We start from the raw sequence: 16,366 nt of genomic DNA, 5'->3' as shown, positions 1-16,366 counted from the left end.
TATATCTGGAGCTGTTATGCCCACCGCCCTGATCCCCATCGCCGATGGCAGCGAAGACATCGAAACCGTCACCCTGATCGACGTGCTGCGTCGTGCGGGCGTGGAAGTCACCGTGGCCAGCGTTACCGGCACACCTGACATTGTGGCCGCCCGTGGTACCCGTATCCGGGCCGACGCCTTGATTGACGATGTGATGGCACAGGACTTCGATCTGATCGTGTTACCCGGTGGCATGCCCGGCGCCAAGGCCCTGGCCGACAGCAAAAAGTTGATCGATAAACTTCACGGCCAGCGAGACAGCGGCCGCCTTTACGGCGCCATTTGCGCCGCCCCCGCGGTGGCTCTGGCCCCACACGGCCTGCTCGATGGCGTCGCGGCAACCGGCCACCCGGCCTTCACTGACGCCCTGCCGGATAAAAGTAGAATGGAAGAGAGGGTGGTCCACGACGGCCAGTGCCTGACCAGCCGCGGCCCGGGCACCGCTCTGGAATTCGCTCTGACGTTGGTAGAAACCCTGTGCGGCAGGGAGAAGCGCGATACAGTGGCATCGCCCATGGTGCTTTGAACCCTGACACCACCGGCAATTTGGCACAAATTGCCATCACTCAATGGCGGAATTCTGCTAGCCTGTCAGGCCTCTGCCACAACCAGCCAGAACAACAATGAGTGAACCCCGGGATACTTCATCCATCAGCTTTACCGCCCTGTACACCGGCCATGTATGGACCCGTGACGGCATCTCCGCCCCCTTCTTTCGCACCCGCGGCGGTGCCTTTCTTTATGGCGCCCTGGCCCCCTTCGAGTACGTGGGTCGCCATGTGGTCGGCGGCAACATCCGTACCTTCCTGCTACAGCGTCACCATCTGATTGATCATCGGCTTCATCAATTGATCAACGACGGGGTAACGCAGGTGGTGGAGATCGCCTGTGGCCTGTCACCCCGTGGCCACCGTTTCTGCCAGCAATACCCGCAGATCACCTATATCGAAACGGACCTGCCGGATATGGCCCGGCGCAAACAGCAACTGCTGAAAGAGCACGGTGTTCTGAGCGAGCGTCATCGCGTGCAGCCGATCAATATCTTCGCGGAAGACGGGGAACTGAGTCTGGGTCATGTGCTGGGCCAACTGGACCAGAGCAAACCTGTGGTGGTAATTACCGAAGGGTTGGTCAACTACTTCCCGCTGGAGGTGATTTCCGACTTCTGGCGCAAGCTGGCCAGCGCCCTCACCGCTTTTCCTCGGGGCACTTATCTCACCGACAATTACCCGCTCTACAAGGGCATGCCCTTCTACCGCACACTCAAGGTGCTGGGTGGCATGCTGGGCACTGTGTCCCGCAGCCAGGTAGGGTTCCACTTCCACTCCGACATGGAAGCCGTGGATCACTTTCATTCCCTTGGCTTTCACAACCTCACCATCCACAACCCGGCGGACTACTACGGCAAGCTACCGATTCCGAAAACGCGGGGGAATCCCATGGTCAGGATCATGGAAGCAACCGTTGGGGCAGTTAACAGTTAATAGTGAACAGTTAACAGCTCGCGAGCTGGTTTTTTATGGCCAACAACAAAGAGGCCGCGCCCATGCTTTGGGTGCGGCCTCTTTCGTTTTTATCTTTTTTAGCTGTTAACTATTAACTGTTTACTGTTAACTGCTTCCCCCTCATCCATAAATGCGATGCACATTCCCTTCGCTGTCCTGGTGCAGGAAATACTCGCTGTTTTTCAGCAGCTCGGTGAATCGCTCTGCGGCCTGGATATTGCCGTGCTTGAACAGGCAGCGCAGGTAACCGGCGTCGTCGTAATCAAACACCAGCAGCTCCAGTTTCAGCTCCGGGCTTTCCATGTAGAGCGTGCAGTCACGGGCGTGATCGGCGATGGAAAAACCGGGCTCGCTCAGTTTGATCAGACAACCAAAGAAATTGATGTCCACCACCTGTACCGGCTTGTTGAAGCGGAAGCGGTCGCCCACCCGGGATTCGCTGGTCACATAGCCGTGGTTGTTGCACGGCACCAGCCGCTCGGCACGACGGCGCTCGATACGCTGGTATTCTCCCTTGCCGAAACGGCGGATGCCCTGGACGCGTTCCAGTGACTCGCCCCGCAGGAAGGTAGAAAACAGGTCCAGAGACACTTCCCGCTTTTCCAGCTGCGGCAGGTGATCCGCCCCCTTGATCAGCGTGAACTGGGCATTGGGACACTTTTCGGCAAAAGAGGCGTTTTCCCAAGGCAGGGTAAAGCTGTCGAACTCGCCGGTAGTCACCAGGGTGTCGCATTCCGGATACCCCAACAGCCCTTCCACAGACAACAGACGCCGCCCGTTGATCTTGTAGCGTTCCCGCTCATTGTCGGATAGCTGCTTCATCTGCCGGTAGAACAGCTTGCGGGCCGTGGGCGTAATGCCGGTTTCCTTCATCTTGTCGTAGTTGACCAGGTAGAGCACCACCGCCTGGCTGAATTCATCCATGCGCCCCTGTTCCAGGACACGCACGGATTCTTCCACCAGCATGCGCCAGCTCTTGCGCGGACGGGTAACAATACCCGCCACAATCAGCTTGTCGGTGGCCCGGGGGTACTTGTAGGCAAAGGTGCTGGCAACGGCGGACCCCAACGACAGGCCCATCAGGTGGACTTTCTCGAGGCCGGACTGGCAGGTGAATTCGTATAGCAGGTCCGCCAGATCCTCCATGCTCAAATCCGGGGCAATCTGGGTGTTATTGCCCAGAGAGGGCAGATCCACCAGCACCACCGGGAAATCCTGGTAGATACGCTCAACACAGTACTTGTAGGAAGTGAAGTTCTGGAAGGCGCCACCCACCACCAGCAACGGCGGTTTGTGGGCATTATCCGGATGCGAGAACGCCAGGTAATCAATACGCCACTGGCCCACCCAGAGTTGAAACGGGGCAGCTTTAATGGCGGAGCGGGTGTATTCCTGGTAGCGAATGGCCATAAGTCTCTGGCTCCGTTCAAGTTTTTCTTGTTGTATCGGCTACCCTTACCCGGCAGGATGAGGCAGTCCGTGTTACGCCACACAAACGGTACATTCGTGCCACAAAATCAATAATTTAGGCCTACTTGTGTAGCAAAGGTTTTCAATTCTTCACCATTTGTGTGCAAGCGTAAAGGACCGGTTGTCGTTATAATGCCGCTCTTGACCACTTTTTTCAGCTTTGAGAACTATGGATATCCAGCAATATATGCAACGCCTTGGCGAGCAGGCCCGCGCGGCTTCACGGGCCATGGCCCGCGCCAGCTCCGGAGACAAGGACAAGGCCCTGGCCGCCATCGCCAGCGCCTTGCGCAGCCACCGCAATGCCGTGCTGCACGCCAACCAGCAGGATCTGGACAACGGTCGCAATAACGGCCTGGATGCCGCCCTGCTCGACCGTCTGGAACTCACCCCGGCCCGTTTCGACGCCATGGTGGAGGGCCTGGAACAGATTATCGGTCTGGCCGATCCGGTGGGCGTGATCACCGATCTGGCCTATCGCCCGTCGGGTATCCAGGTGGGCAAGATGCGCGTTCCGCTGGGGGTCATCGGCATTATTTACGAGTCACGCCCCAACGTGACCATTGATGCGGCGGCCCTGTGCCTGAAATCCGGCAATGCGGCCATCCTGCGTGGCGGCTCCGAAGCCATCCATGCCAATCAGGCCATCGCCGAGTGCATCCGCGTGGGTCTGCGCGAAGCGGGCCTGCCGGACACCGCCGTGCAGGTGGTGGAAACCACTGACCGGGCGGCGGTGGGAGAACTGATTAGCCACCCCGAGTACGTGGATGTCATCGTCCCCCGTGGCGGCAAGGGCCTGATCGAGCGTATCAGCAACGACGCGCGGGTACCGGTGATCAAGCACCTGGACGGCAACTGCCATACCTACATTGATGACCAGGCGGACATTGCCAAGGCCATCAAGGTGGCCTACAACGCCAAGACCCAGCGCTACGGCACCTGCAACACCACCGAGACCCTGCTGGTGGCCAATGCCATCGCCCAGCAGGTCCTGCCGGAGCTGGCGGCCAAATACCGCGATGCCGGTGTCGAGTTGCGGGGGTGCGAGCAGGCTCGCAGCCTGGTGGACGGCATGCTGGAAGCGACCGAGACCGATTGGGGTGAAGAGTACCTGGCGCCGATCCTGGCGGTGAAGCTGGTCCGGGACCTGGACGAGGCGATCGCCCATATCAACCGCTACAGCTCCGGTCACACCGAAGCCATCGTGACGGAAAACTACACCCGGGCCCGGCAATTCCTCACCGAGGTGGATTCCAGCTCGGTGATGGTGAACGCCTCCACCCGGTTCGCCGATGGCTTTGAATACGGTCTGGGTGCGGAAATCGGTATCTCCACGGACAAGATTCATGCCCGTGGACCGGTGGGACTGGAAGGCCTGACCAGCCAGAAGTGGGTGGTGCTGGGCGACGGACACATCCGCCAGTAGTGCGCCCCGCTCACGACACCACACCACTGGTGCTGTTCGGCGGCACCTTCGACCCCGTCCACCGGGCCCACATCAGTGCGGCCCGGTCGGTGTCCCGGGTGCTTGGCGAAGCCCCTGTGCATCTGCTTCCCAACTCAGTGCCGCCCCACCGGCCCCAGCCCCTGGCCAATGGTGAGCAGCGTCTGGCCATGCTGAAACTGGCCTGCAAAGGCCACCCAAAGCTGATTCCGGACGACTGGGAATTGAAGCAATCCGGTCCCAGCTACAGCCTCCTGACCCTGCAACACTATCGCAAACAGATCGGTGAGCGGCCGCTGGTATTCATGATCGGCGCCGACAGTTTCGCCAATCTGCACCACTGGCATCACTGGCAGGACTACGCCGCCCTCTGTCACCTGGCCGTGGTGCCCCGCCCGGACAGCCCGCTGGCGGACGACCGGGTCCAGGCCGCTTTCCCGGAAGCCGACGCGGACAGTCTGGCAGGACAAGCCTTTGGCCTGAGGTTGATGCTACAGAGGCCGTTTCTGGACGTGTCCGCCACCGCCATTCGTCAGGCGCTGACGGAAAAAGGCGACTGCCCGGCCCTGGACCCGGCAGTTGTTGACCATATTCATCGCCACCATCTGTATAATGTGGCCAAATCCTCCTCCCCCGAATCAGACACGAGGCCTCATGAGCGCTGACACCCCGCTATTGCAACTGGTTATTGACGCACTGGAAGAAGTCAAAGCCCAGAACATTACCCAGCTGGACGTGCGTGAAATCACCAGTGTGGCCGATAACATGGTCATCGCCAGCGGTACCTCCAACCGCCATGTGAAGGCTCTGGCCGACAACGTGGTGGAAGCGGCCAAGAACGCCGGCCACGAGCCCCTGGGCAGCGAAGGCCAGGACACCGGCGAGTGGATACTGGTGGATCTGGGCGACGTGATCGTGCATCTGATGCTGCCCGCCACCCGCGAGTTCTACGATCTGGAACGTCTGTGGCGTAATCCCCAGCATCACCCGGACCGCGAAACCAAAGAATAATGCGACTGTTCCTGCTGGCGGTGGGTACCCGCATGCCCGCCTGGGTCACCGAGGGCTTTGCCGAGTACCAGAAACGTATGCCTCCGGACATGCGTCTGGAACTGGAGGAAATCCCCCTGCCCAAACGGACCAAGGGAGACACCGCCAACCAGATACGCAACGAAGCCGACGCCATCCGCAAACGCCTGGAAAAATATCCGGGTGCCAAGGTCGTGGCGCTGGAGGTTAACGGGCGAGCGCTGGACACCCCTGCACTCAGCCGTAAACTGGGTGAACTGAAAGATCTGGGCCAGGATCTGGTCCTTTTGGTAGGGGGGCCGGATGGACTCTGCCCACAACTGTCCGCCAGTGCCCACGAGCGCTGGAGCCTGTCGACCCTGACCCTGCCCCACCCGCTGGTGCGGGTTCTGCTGGCCGAGCAGCTTTACCGGGGCTGGACGCTGCTTACCGGGCACCCCTATCATCGCTGACCTTTGCCCCCTGACGCAGACGCCACCATGCGCCGACCATTAACACTGAAAGACCACCACCATGAACAGCGCATTTTCAGCGTGCGTCTGGTCGTGGCTGTCTTTCTGGTGTTGTTGCTGACGCTGATCCTGATCAGCCGGATGATCTGGCTGCAGGTCATCCAGCACAGCCGCTATACCACCCTCAGCGATAAAAACCGAGTACAGGTGATTGCTGTTTCACCGCCTCGCGGTCTGATCACCGACCGTGACGGCGTCATCCTGGCGGAAAACAGACCGGATTTTTCCCTGGAAATCGTCATCGAGCAGGCCACGGATCTGGATGCGCTGATCGAAGATCTTGGCACCATGGTGGCGCTTGACGACAGTGATCTGGAGCGGTTCCACAAACGCAGGCAGACCGCCAGACGCCCCTGGGAACCCATTCCCATGCGCGCTCGACTCACGGAAGAGGAAATCGCCCGGTTGGCAGTCAACCAACATCGGTTGCCCGGCATTCGTATCTCCGCCAACCCGATTCGCCATTATCCCCACGGCGATGCCCTGTCCCACGTGATTGGCTACGTGAACCGCATCAACAGCCAGGACCTGGAAGCCATGACGCTGAACGAGCAGCGCGATTATGCCGGCACCCATTTCTATGGCCGCAGCGGGGTTGAGCGTTTTTACGAAGATCGTCTGCATGGTCAGGTGGGCTATCGTCAGGTAGAAACCAACGCCCGGGGACGGATTCTGCGAGTGCTTGAGGAACAGCCCCCGATTCCCGGCGAAGACATGCGCCTGCGAATTTCCATGCGTGTTCAGGAAGCCGCCAACAAAGCCCTGGGCGACCGCCGTGGGGCCGTGGTGGCAATTGATCCCCGCGATGGCAGTGTCCTGGCCTTTGTCAGCAAGCCCGGCTTTGACCCCAATCTGTTCGTCACCGGTATTTCCCACAAGGATTACTCGGCCTATCAGAGCGATCCGGACAACCCGTTGTTCAACCGGGCCCTGCAGGGCCGCTATCCCCCCGGTTCAACCATCAAACCCATGCTGGGTCTGGCCGGGCTCGACGCCGGCGTCACCAACTGGCAGCGCACCATCTCCGACCCGGGCTACTATCAACTGGAAAACAACCCCCATCGCTACCGGGACTGGAAACGTTGGGGCCATGGCCGGGTGGATATGCACAAGGCCGTCGTACAATCCTGCGATACCTATTTCTACGATATGGGTTTCAAGCTGGGCATCGCCCGCATGCATGAGTACATGACCAAGTTCTCGCTGGGCCAGCCCACAGGCATCGACCTTTACAACGAATCCCGCGGCGTCATGCCCTCCAAGGAGTGGAAGCGCGCCTACCGCAACAGCGCCTGGTTCCATGGCGACACCATCAACGCCAGCATTGGCCAGGGCTTTGTGCTGGCCACCCCACTGCAACTGGCCACTGCCACAGCGATTACCGCCTCCCACGGGAAGCAGATAGTCCCCACCCTGGGTGGAGAAACACACCCGGTGGAGCGTGACGATATCGTCCTCAAGAATGAAAGCGACTGGGAGAAAATGACCGAGGCCATGGTGGCCGTGACCGGCCCCAAGGGAACCGCTCGGGTGATGGCGGTGGATGCCCAGTACCCCATCGCTGCCAAGTCCGGTACCGCCCAGGTCTTTTCGGTGGGCCAGGATGAGACCTACAACGAGGAAGAGCTGGCAGAGCGAATGCTCGACCATGCACTGATGGTCTCTTTTGCGCCGGCAGAAACACCCGCCATCGCCGTGGCAGTGTTGATCGAAAACGGCCGCCATGGCGGTTCCGTGGCAGGGCCGGTGGCCCGCCAGGTTATGGATGCCTGGTTACTGGATGACAATGGCCAACTGGACGTACCGCCGGTATTCCAGGAATTCCTGCCCGTTCCCACCGAGGTTACGCCATGAGCCAGCGCGAATATATCCGTCAGATGCCGGGCCAGACCGGAGCCACACTGTCTCCGGGGCTGGCCATGCGACTGCACCTGGATGCCCCCTTGCTGGCGGGCTTGATGGTATTGATGCTTGGTGGCCTGGCTGTCCTTTACAGTGCCGGCGACGAAAGCATGGAGATGGTCGTGCGCCAGTGCATCCGTTTTGGCGCCGGACTCACCGCGCTGTTCCTGCTGGCCCAGATTCCTCCGCGCAGTTACCGGTTCTGGGCCCCGTTTCTTTATACCGCCGGCCTGTTTCTGCTGGTGTTGGTACTGGTGGCCGGCACGGAAGCCAAAGGCGCCCAGCGTTGGCTCAGCATCCCCGGCATCGGCCGCTTCCAGCCCGCTGAAGCCATGAAACTGGCGGTGCCCGCCATGGTCGCCTGGTACTTCAGTGAACGCACCCTGCCACCCAAGCTCATGGATGTACTGGTTGCCCTGGCATTGCTGGGAATCCCCGCAGCCCTGATCGGCATGCAGCCGGATCTGGGTACCGCCATCCTGATTGCCGCCAGCGGGCTGGTGGTGCTGTTCATGGCCGGGCTGTCCTGGCGATTGATCGCCGTGGCCGTACTGCTGGTGGTCACCGCCGCGCCGCTGATGTACTTCTTTGTCATGCACGACTACCAGCGCAACCGGGTGGATACCTTCCTGAACCCGGAAGCCGACCCGCGGGGTACCGGCTGGAACATTATCCAGTCGAAAACCGCCATCGGTTCCGGCGGCGTAGATGGCAAGGGCTGGCTGGACGGCACCCAGTCCCGTCTGGATTTTCTGCCGGAATCCTCTACCGACTTCATCCTGGCCGTCCTGAGCGAAGAGTTCGGTCTGGTGGGCGTCACCCTGTTGCTGATGGTTTATCTGGTGATTGTGGGACGGGGTTTCTTTATCAGTTGGCAGGCGCAGGACACCTTTTCCCGCCTGTTTGCCTCCAGCCTGACGATGACATTTTTTATTTATATTTTTGTGAACATCGGCATGGTGTCCGGACTCTTACCCGTGGTGGGGGTACCGTTACCCCTGATCAGCTACGGCGGCACCTCTATCGTTACCTTGCTGGCCAGCTTTGGCATGCTCATGTCGATTCACACCCATCGGCGACTGATGAGTTATTAGAAGCGAGGAGCGAGTTGCGAGAAGCGAAAACCCTGAAAAAAACGGTGTTGCTCTTCGCTCTTCCCAACTCGCAACTCGTAACTCGCCTTTTTCATCCAGCCGGGCACAAAACCGCCACAACGCGGTCAATGGATATAACGAAAACAGGAGATCACCCTTTGCGTCGTTCCTATCAAGCCATTCTGGCCACAGCACTGCTCTGTACATCCCTGCCGAGCCTGGCTGAGCATACCTGCCCGCAAAACAATGATTACCTGCAGCGGGATCTGGCCAAAACCATGATTCGTGAGCTGGTGGCCGAAGGCGGTGATGAGGCCCGTATTCGCCAGGTGCTCGGCAGTGCCGAATGCCAGCCGAAAATTCTGGAGTCCATTGCCCGTCCGGCGGAAAAAACCCACACCTGGGCGACTTACCAGAAAATCTTCCTGCAGGAGAGCCGGGTGCAGAAAGCGGTGGAATTTTACCGCGAACACGCCGATACCCTGGCCCGGGCCGAACAGACCTATGGGGTTCCCCAGGAAATCATCCTGGCCATCATCGGCGTGGAAACCCGTTACGGGCAGTATATGGGCTCCTACCGGGTGGTGGACGCCCTGGCCACCCTGGGATTTGACTACCCGCCCCGGGCCAGCTTCTTCCGCAAGCAGCTCAAAGCCCTGTTTGAGCTGGAGCAAAAGGCCCATATCGATGCCAACGTCATCACCGGCTCCTACGCCGGCGCCATGGGTTATGGTCAGTTTATCCCCACCAGCTACCAGGCCTATGCCGTCGACTTTGACAACGATGGCGTCACCGACCTGGTGAACAACCCGGTGGATGCCATCGGTTCCGTGGCCAACTACTTCCATGAGCATCGCTGGCAGCCGGACCTGCCGGTGGCGGCCCGCGCTCGTGTGGAAGGCAGTGGCTATCAACCGCTGGCGAAAAAAGGCTACAAGCCATCTTTCACCCTGGATCAGGCCCGCCAGGCGCAGGTGTCGCCAATCAGCTGCGAAGGTAGCGGCGTAAAGAGCGAATACTGCTTTGATCTGCCGGGAGACACCCGTGTCGCCCTGCTGGACCTGGAAGGCCTGCAAGGCACCGAGTTCTGGCTGGCCACCGATAATTTCTACGTCATTACCCGCTACAACCACAGTCGCCTCTACGCCATGGCCGTGCTACAACTGTCTCGAGAGATCGCTGCAGCCCTGGAGACCCACTAATGATGCGACTGGCATGGGCGCTGGCCACCTGCACGCTGCTGGGCGCCTGCGCCACCACCCCGGGCCCCTCTTCCTCCGGCGATAGTGTCCCCGACGATACTGTCAAAAACGGAGCACCGGGGTCGGACCGCTACAGCATGGACCAGGATACGCCACCGAAGGAACGGCGGGACGTCTCACAACTGCCTGAACCGGTGCCCAAGAACGAGCCCCGCAGCCGCTATGGCAACCCGGATACCTACAGTGTCTGGGGCAAGACCTACCGGGTGCTCCCCAGCGCCGAAGGCTACCAAGCCGAGGGGCTGGCGTCCTGGTACGGTCAGAAATTCCATGGCCACCGTACCTCCAGCGGCGAATCCTTCGATATGTACCGCTTCACCGCCGCCCATCGCAGCTTGCCCCTGCCCACTTATGCCCGCGTCACTAATCTGGATAACGGCAAGAGCCTGGTAGTGCGAATCAACGATCGCGGCCCCTTCCATGAGGACCGCATCATCGATCTGTCCTGGGCCGCCGCCGTGCGGCTGGGGATTGAACAGGCCGGCACCGGCCGGGTCAGAGTGGAAACCATCAGTGCAACCCCGGATCCCTCCCTGCCCGCAAGCAAAATACCCACGGCGGTGCGTGCCGCCGTGGACAGCCCGCCCCCGAACACCGGCAGCGAACCAAGACTGTTTCTTCAGGCCGGGGCCTTTCAGGACCGTGCTGCCGCAGAACGCATGCAGCAGAGCCTGCGGGATCAGCTGGGCCTGAGCAGCGAAATCCGCTCAGGCAAGGCGCTGCATCGCGTCTGGATCGGCCCCTATACGGACGACCAACAACGCCAACAGGTGCGTCAAACCATGGCCGACGCCGGGTTCGAACGGCCGGTGCCCATTACGCCCTGACAGGCAGTTTGGGCAAACTAAGCCGTTCCTCCGGTTAACAGCTCGGTTGCGCTCATCTAGAATGCAGCCATCCCGTGATGTCGGGGAATTTTTGCCCTTTTCTCTGTCAAAGACGCTCAGGGCTTCCCCCTTCGACTCACAGACCCCTGAATTTTCAGGCTGACAAGGACACAACAGGCAGGAAATCCATGCGCCCCCAGTCGTTTCGCTCTACCTTTTTTATCATCGTTGCCCTTCTCGGCACCCTGATGTCCCTGCAGGCCCAGGCCAGCACGGTCCCTCGGGCTCCGCAGGTTGATGCCCGTGGCTATCTGCTGATGGATGCGGCCAGCGGCAACATCATCGTCGAGCACAATGCGGATCAGCGGCTCCCTCCCGCCAGCCTGACCAAGATGATGACGGCATACATCGCCGAGGCAGAATTGCAGAAAGGCAATATCTCCGAACAGGATATGGCCCCGATCAGCGTACAGGCCTGGAAAATGGGCGGCTCACGGATGTTTGTCCGCGAAGGCACCCGGGTACCCGTTGGCGACCTGCTGCGTGGCATCATCATCCAGTCCGGCAACGATGCCAGCGTGGCAATGGCGGAATTCATTGCCGGCTCGGAAGACGCCTTTGCCGACCTGATGAATCAACACGCTCGTCGCCTGGGCATGAAAGACAGCCACTTCGTCAATTCCACCGGCTGGCCGGCTGAAAACCATTATACCACCGCCCGTGACATGGCCATTCTGGCCCGCGCTATTACCCGCGACTTTCCCGAACACTACGACATTTACGCGGAGAAGGAATACACCTACAACGGCATCACCCAGCAGAACCGTAACCTGCTGTTGTGGCGCGATCCCAGCGTGGACGGTCTGAAAACCGGCCATACCGAAGAAGCCGGTTACTGTCTGGTATCGTCCGCAGAGAAAGACGGCATGCGCTTGATTACCGTGGTCATGGGCACCGACTCGGAATCTGCCCGCGCGCGCGAGTCCCAGAAACTGCTCACTTACGGGTTCCGTTTCTTCGAGACCTACAAGGCCTACAGCGCCGGGGATATTCTCGATACCGTGGATGTCTGGATGGGCGAGAGCAAACAGCTGCGCCTGGGCCTGGCTGAAGATCTGGTGTTGACCATTCCCCGTGACAGCCATGAAAGCCTGAAAGCGGAAATGACGGTGAACCCGCAATTGAAAGCCCCTATCGTGCAGGGTCAGCAATACGGCACCGTGACCGTTCGTCAGAACAACGACGTGCTGATGGAAAAACCCCTGGTTGCCCTGGAAAACATTGAAGAGGCCGGCATCTTTACCAAGCTCTGGCATCATGTTCTGCTGTTCTTCAAGGGGCTGTTTTAAGCACGCCTGATGCTCGACGCCTGACACCCCACTGGCGGCGCCAGGCGTCAGACTGTCAGAGGAAACGACATGTCCCAGGTCTATCTCAATGGCGCCTTCATGGCGCCAGAAGAGGCTCGGATCTCTCCAATGGATCGGGGTTTTCTGTTTGCGGACGGCATCTATGAAGTGATTCCGGCCTTTAACAGCGTATTGTTCCGCTTCGAGGAGCATCTGCAACGGCTGGAACGGTCCCTGCGTGAAGTGGAAATCCGCAACCCCTTCTCGTCCGCACAGTGGCAGGCGCTGTGCGAAGAACTGATCGCACGCAATGGCGGCGGCAACCTTTCCGTCTATCTTCAGGTTACCCGTGGCGCCGCTCCCCGGCGTGACCACGCCTTCCCCACGCCACCGGTGTCTCCCACCGTGTTCATGATGACCAGCCCCATCGCCGTTCCCGCCGCCGATAGCCCGGACACCGCCACGGGGGGCAAGGCCATCACCCGGGACGATATCCGCTGGGCCCGCTGCGACATCAAATCCATTTCCCTGCTGCCCAACAGTCTGTTGCGGCAACAGGCAGCCACCAGCGGAGCCATGGAAACCATTCTGCTGCGGGATGGCTTCGTGACAGAAGGCTCCGCCAGCAACGTCTTCATCGTGCTCGACGGCACCATCCTCACTCCGCCAAAAAATCATGCCATTCTGGGCGGCATCACCCGCGATCTGGTAGTAGAATTATGCGCCCGACACAGCCTGCCCTTTGCGGAAACAGAAATCACCGAAGCCCAGTTGCGACAGGCAGAAGAGATCTGGATCACCAGCTCCACCCGGGAAGTGGTGCCGATCACGCAATTGAATGAGGCTGTGGTAGGCAACGGCAAACCCGGCGCCATGTGGAAAACACTGGCCCGGCACTATATCGATTTCAAACGCCGCCTGTGCGGCCTGGACCAGGAGTAAGCCATGGCGATTCAGGAACACCTCTGGGAGTTTCCCCACGATATGCAACTGAAGGTCATGGGCCTGGCGGACTCACCCCTGGAAACCGTATTAATCGAGATCCTTGAAACACACCTCGAGGACTTCGATGCTGACAACCACCTGGCGCGCAAGCCCAGTAGTAAAGGCAATTTTGTTTCCTTCACTGCCCAGGTGACCATGCGCAATCGCGAGCAGGTGGAAGCCATCTACAAAGCGCTCAATGAGTGCCCGCACGTGAAGATGTCGCTCTGACGTCACTCTCCCCAAACGCAGGGTTGGCAGAAAAATCCCGGACCGGGTTGCGAAAGCTGTCATTCCCTGTGTGTTTCACCGGCGCCATTACACAATTTAACCCTTGGTCACAGCCCGACACGCAAGCCTCACCAAGCCACCATTGGTTTGGTACCCGCGTGCCCGTATGGTCCCACCTATAAGAAGAATGTAACGGGATCACAAAAATGAAAACGCTGACCTTATTGTGTCTGTGCAGTTGCTTGCTGATTTTGGTCGCTGTTGATCTGCCGAGCCCCACGTCCCAAACGGTTCATTCCGTCAATATGCCCCATTCTGCGGACATTGTTCCCGCCATGCCGCGCAGCCCGCATATCCAGCAAAGCGTCCACGGCACCCCCGTACATTTCGACGCCTTTGAAACCATCAAACTTCGCGATGACGACCAGGACGGTATCGAGTACGGCATCAGCGTTCAGGAACTGAATCTGCATCTGGTAAACCAGAGGACAGGGAATCGCCTGATCTAGGCTAGTTATTCTGGTTCGATTGTTGTTACCCCAAACGGGGTCTGCCTTAAGCCCGGCTTTGCCGGGCTTTTTTTATGTTGACGGCAAGCGACAAGCTGCAACGCGAAGAAGCTCCTGTACCTCATGAATTCCCACAGGACTCCGCGCTGCCTGGCTGAGGGCCTGTCTGTAGGAGTTCCTCTTGAGGGACGAACCGAGCGTAGCGAGGCGGCAGAGCTCAACGGCTATCCACCATGGTTTCTGCGGAGACCTGTCGAGCCTTGATATTCCTGATCGCCCTACGGTCGATTTCCGCGCAAGCGCGGTTCGCACCTCAAGAGGTACTCCTACAGCGGCTTCGTAGAAACGCCAAGGTACCGGGAGCGTTCTAACCTTTCCCTATCCAACCGAGCGTAGCTTGTAGCTTGTAGCTGCCTTTATACTTCTCCCATGAACGATGCCTTGATTCGCTATCTCCCCCGGGTGGATTACACCCCCTGCTGGCAGGCCATGCGCACGCTTACCGATGGCCGTACCGCCGACACTGCCGACGAGCTCTGGGTGCTGGAACACCCACCGGTGTTCACCCTGGGTCAGGCCGGCAAACCGGAACATGTGCTCAATGCCGGCGAGATCCCGGTGGTCAACAGCGACCGGGGCGGGCAGGTGACTTACCACGGCCCCGGGCAGACGGTGATCTACCTGATGCTGGACATTAAACGCCTGGGACTCGGCAGCCGGGGGCTGGTCAGTGCCATTGAGCAGGGCATCATCGATTTTCTGGCCAGCCACGGCATCGACGCGGCCAACCGTGACGACGCTCCCGGTGTCTATGTGCAAGGCGCCAAGATTGCCTCACTGGGGTTGCGCATCCGCCGGGGCGCCAGTTATCACGGCCTGGCCATCAACCGCGACATGGACCTGTCTCCCTGGCAGCGCATCAACCCCTGCGGCCATGTTGGCCAGCCCATGACCACCCTTAGCCAGCAGGGCGTGGTGCTGGATCGCCACACCATGGAGCAACAGCTGGTGACGTTATTAGCCAAACGTCTGGGGCTGGCGCCACGGACAGCCCCCTTGCCAGACTGGTACAATGACGTTTCCGAATTTTCGCCGGCCCACAGCCCGGCACCCTGACAGTAACGGACACCCCATGAGCGAGCAGGCACAGGCCAAGCGCAAGGTTCAGATCGGCGACAAGCTGCGTGGTGCAGACAAGGTACGCACCATTCCCATGGTCAATGAAGAGACCGGCTACCAACGGAAGCCGGACTGGATCCGTGTGCGCGTCCCCGCCAACGGCGAGATCCAGCGCATCAAGTCCATGCTCCGCGAGCAGAAGCTGCACACCGTCTGCGAGGAAGCCGCCTGTCCCAATCTGCCGGAATGTTTCGGCGGCGGCACTGCCACCTTCATGATCATGGGCGACATCTGCACCCGACGTTGTGCCTTCTGTGATGTGGGCTTTGGCCGCCCCAACGCCCTGGACCCGGAAGAGCCCCTGCATCTGGCCGAATCCGTGGAAAATCTGGGGCTCAAGTATGTGGTGATCACCTCCGTGGACCGGGACGATCTGGCCGATGGGGGCGCCGAGCATTTTGCCGAATGCATCCGCCAGGTTCGCGCACGCACGCCGCAGACCAAGATTGAAATCCTCACCCCCGACTTCCGTCCTTGCCTGGATACCGCCGTGGATATTCTGGTGGACACGGCGCCAGATGTGTTCAACCACAACATCGAAACCGTCCCGGAGCTGTACAAGCACATCCGCCCCGGCGCGCGTTACCAGCATTCACTGGACCTGCTGCAGCGCTACAAGGCACGCCGCCCGGACGTGAGCACCAAGAGCGGCATCATGGTGGGCCTGGGTGAAACCTTCGAACAGGTGATCAACACCATCAAGAACCTGCGCGCCCACGATGTGGACATGCTGACCATTGGTCAGTACCTGCAGCCCAGCAAACACCACGCGCCGGTGGCCCGTTTCGTTCACCCGGACGAATTCCGCGAATATGCCCGTGTGGCGGAGGAGCTGGGCTTCCGCTCTGTGGCATCCGGCCCCATGGTGCGCAGCTCCTATCACGCAGACCTGCAACACAAAGGCATTGATGTGGGAATCCACAAACCCGCCTGATGCCGCCCCGCTCCAGCGCAGGAGTCGCGATGAATTTACATTTCATCGCGATTCCCCCCGCTGACCCGGCCCCGGCTTTGGTTTACGCTAGGGCCA

The 16,366-nt window shown here is 59.9% G+C and carries 17 protein-coding genes; 16 read left to right on the top strand and 1 reads right to left on the bottom strand.

The features are described from left to right. The coding region (locus A0251_RS06295; protein WP_231874173.1) for a DJ-1 family glyoxalase III at window positions 1–565 on the top strand (565 nt) is incomplete at its 5' end. Window positions 566–662: 97 nt separating this feature from the next. Beyond that, window positions 663–1,523, top strand: coding sequence for a class I SAM-dependent methyltransferase (locus A0251_RS06290; protein WP_062815974.1), 861 nt, complete (start codon window positions 663–665; stop codon window positions 1,521–1,523). A gap of 141 nt (window positions 1,524–1,664) precedes the next feature. On the opposite strand, the gene A0251_RS06285 is transcribed toward A0251_RS06290, so the two are convergent. Next, window positions 1,665–2,954, bottom strand: coding sequence for an alpha/beta fold hydrolase (locus A0251_RS06285; protein ID WP_062815973.1), 1,290 nt, complete (start codon window positions 2,952–2,954; stop codon window positions 1,665–1,667). Window positions 2,955–3,183: 229 nt separating this feature from the next. Between A0251_RS06285 and A0251_RS06280 the strand changes: the two genes are divergently transcribed. The 14 genes from A0251_RS06280 to lipA all read left to right on the top strand — a co-directional run bounded on the left by A0251_RS06280 (window position 3,184) and on the right by lipA (window position 16,270). Beyond that, a complete protein-coding gene (locus A0251_RS06280) occupies window positions 3,184–4,440 on the top strand; it encodes a glutamate-5-semialdehyde dehydrogenase (protein ID WP_062815972.1) in 1,257 nt (418 codons plus the stop codon). Further along, complete coding sequence (nadD, locus tag A0251_RS06275; RefSeq protein WP_062815971.1) at window positions 4,440–5,123, top strand: nicotinate-nucleotide adenylyltransferase; 684 nt, start codon at window positions 4,440–4,442, stop codon at window positions 5,121–5,123. Before A0251_RS06280 ends, nadD begins: the two co-directional genes overlap by 1 nt. Beyond that, the gene (gene rsfS, locus A0251_RS06270) at window positions 5,113–5,469 is read left to right on the top strand and encodes a ribosome silencing factor (protein ID WP_062815970.1); all 357 of its coding nucleotides are present in this window, start codon (window positions 5,113–5,115) and stop codon (window positions 5,467–5,469) included. Before nadD ends, rsfS begins: the two co-directional genes overlap by 11 nt. Beyond that, the gene (rlmH, locus tag A0251_RS06265; RefSeq protein WP_062815969.1) at window positions 5,469–5,939 is read left to right on the top strand and encodes a 23S rRNA (pseudouridine(1915)-N(3))-methyltransferase RlmH; all 471 of its coding nucleotides are present in this window, start codon (window positions 5,469–5,471) and stop codon (window positions 5,937–5,939) included. The genes rsfS and rlmH overlap by 1 nt, the downstream gene beginning before the upstream one ends. 27 nt (window positions 5,940–5,966) lie before the next feature. Beyond that, window positions 5,967–7,853, top strand: coding sequence for a penicillin-binding protein 2 (gene mrdA / locus A0251_RS06260; protein WP_062815968.1), 1,887 nt, complete (start codon window positions 5,967–5,969; stop codon window positions 7,851–7,853). Then, entirely contained in the window at window positions 7,850–8,995 is a 1,146-nt protein-coding gene (gene rodA / locus A0251_RS06255; RefSeq protein WP_062815967.1) for a rod shape-determining protein RodA, read from the top strand. Before mrdA ends, rodA begins: the two co-directional genes overlap by 4 nt. Before the next feature lie 158 nt (window positions 8,996–9,153). Next, window positions 9,154–10,197 (top strand): lytic murein transglycosylase B, encoded by a 1,044-nt coding sequence (gene mltB / locus A0251_RS06250; RefSeq protein WP_063526839.1) that lies wholly within the window; start codon window positions 9,154–9,156, stop codon window positions 10,195–10,197. After that, window positions 10,197–11,084, top strand: a complete 888-nt coding sequence (locus A0251_RS06245; protein WP_062815965.1) for a septal ring lytic transglycosylase RlpA family protein — start codon at window positions 10,197–10,199, stop codon at window positions 11,082–11,084. The genes mltB and A0251_RS06245 overlap by 1 nt, the downstream gene beginning before the upstream one ends. A 188-nt stretch (window positions 11,085–11,272) precedes the next feature. Further along, window positions 11,273–12,433, top strand: a complete 1,161-nt coding sequence (locus A0251_RS06240; RefSeq protein WP_062815964.1) for a D-alanyl-D-alanine carboxypeptidase family protein — start codon at window positions 11,273–11,275, stop codon at window positions 12,431–12,433. Window positions 12,434–12,502: 69 nt separating this feature from the next. Continuing rightward, on the top strand, window positions 12,503–13,375 hold the full coding sequence (locus A0251_RS06235) for a D-amino acid aminotransferase (protein ID WP_062815963.1): 873 nt from the start codon (window positions 12,503–12,505) through the stop codon (window positions 13,373–13,375). 3 nt (window positions 13,376–13,378) lie between these two features. Continuing rightward, entirely contained in the window at window positions 13,379–13,648 is a 270-nt protein-coding gene (locus A0251_RS06230; RefSeq protein ID WP_062815962.1) for a DUF493 domain-containing protein, read from the top strand. 206 nt (window positions 13,649–13,854) lie between these two features. Then, on the top strand, window positions 13,855–14,157 hold the full coding sequence (locus tag A0251_RS17150) for a hypothetical protein (RefSeq protein ID WP_082810780.1): 303 nt from the start codon (window positions 13,855–13,857) through the stop codon (window positions 14,155–14,157). A gap of 429 nt (window positions 14,158–14,586) precedes the next feature. Further along, window positions 14,587–15,273 carry a lipoyl(octanoyl) transferase LipB gene (gene lipB, locus A0251_RS06220; RefSeq protein ID WP_062815960.1) on the top strand — a complete coding sequence of 229 codons (687 nt, stop codon included), beginning with the start codon at window positions 14,587–14,589 and terminating at the stop codon, window positions 15,271–15,273. 16 nt (window positions 15,274–15,289) lie between these two features. Beyond that, entirely contained in the window at window positions 15,290–16,270 is a 981-nt protein-coding gene (gene lipA, locus A0251_RS06215) for a lipoyl synthase (RefSeq protein ID WP_062815959.1), read from the top strand. The last annotated feature ends 96 nt before the right edge of the window (window positions 16,271–16,366 follow it).

Origin of the sequence: Alcanivorax sp. NBRC 102024, assembly GCF_001602235.1 — a bacterium.
Lineage (GTDB): Bacteria > Pseudomonadota > Gammaproteobacteria > Pseudomonadales > Alcanivoracaceae > Alcanivorax.
Note: the sequence above shows the minus strand (reverse complement) of the source record. Positions and strands in the feature narration are given on the sequence as shown.

Coding starts and splice junctions, on each gene's coding strand:
- A0251_RS06285 (WP_062815973.1), bottom strand. CDS start 2,954: ATGGCCATTCGCTACCAGGAATACACCCGCTCCGCCATTAAAGCTGCC.
- A0251_RS06280 (WP_062815972.1), top strand. CDS start 3,184: ATGGATATCCAGCAATATATGCAACGCCTTGGCGAGCAGGCCCGCGCG.
- A0251_RS06230 (WP_062815962.1), top strand. CDS start 13,379: ATGGCGATTCAGGAACACCTCTGGGAGTTTCCCCACGATATGCAACTG.
- rlmH (WP_062815969.1), top strand. CDS start 5,469: ATGCGACTGTTCCTGCTGGCGGTGGGTACCCGCATGCCCGCCTGGGTC.
- A0251_RS06240 (WP_062815964.1), top strand. CDS start 11,273: ATGCGCCCCCAGTCGTTTCGCTCTACCTTTTTTATCATCGTTGCCCTT.
- A0251_RS06245 (WP_062815965.1), top strand. CDS start 10,197: ATGATGCGACTGGCATGGGCGCTGGCCACCTGCACGCTGCTGGGCGCC.
- lipB (WP_062815960.1), top strand. CDS start 14,587: ATGAACGATGCCTTGATTCGCTATCTCCCCCGGGTGGATTACACCCCC.
- A0251_RS17150 (WP_082810780.1), top strand. CDS start 13,855: ATGAAAACGCTGACCTTATTGTGTCTGTGCAGTTGCTTGCTGATTTTG.
- rodA (WP_062815967.1), top strand. CDS start 7,850: ATGAGCCAGCGCGAATATATCCGTCAGATGCCGGGCCAGACCGGAGCC.
- A0251_RS06290 (WP_062815974.1), top strand. CDS start 663: ATGAGTGAACCCCGGGATACTTCATCCATCAGCTTTACCGCCCTGTAC.
- lipA (WP_062815959.1), top strand. CDS start 15,290: ATGAGCGAGCAGGCACAGGCCAAGCGCAAGGTTCAGATCGGCGACAAG.
- mrdA (WP_062815968.1), top strand. CDS start 5,967: ATGCGCCGACCATTAACACTGAAAGACCACCACCATGAACAGCGCATT.
- rsfS (WP_062815970.1), top strand. CDS start 5,113: ATGAGCGCTGACACCCCGCTATTGCAACTGGTTATTGACGCACTGGAA.
- A0251_RS06235 (WP_062815963.1), top strand. CDS start 12,503: ATGTCCCAGGTCTATCTCAATGGCGCCTTCATGGCGCCAGAAGAGGCT.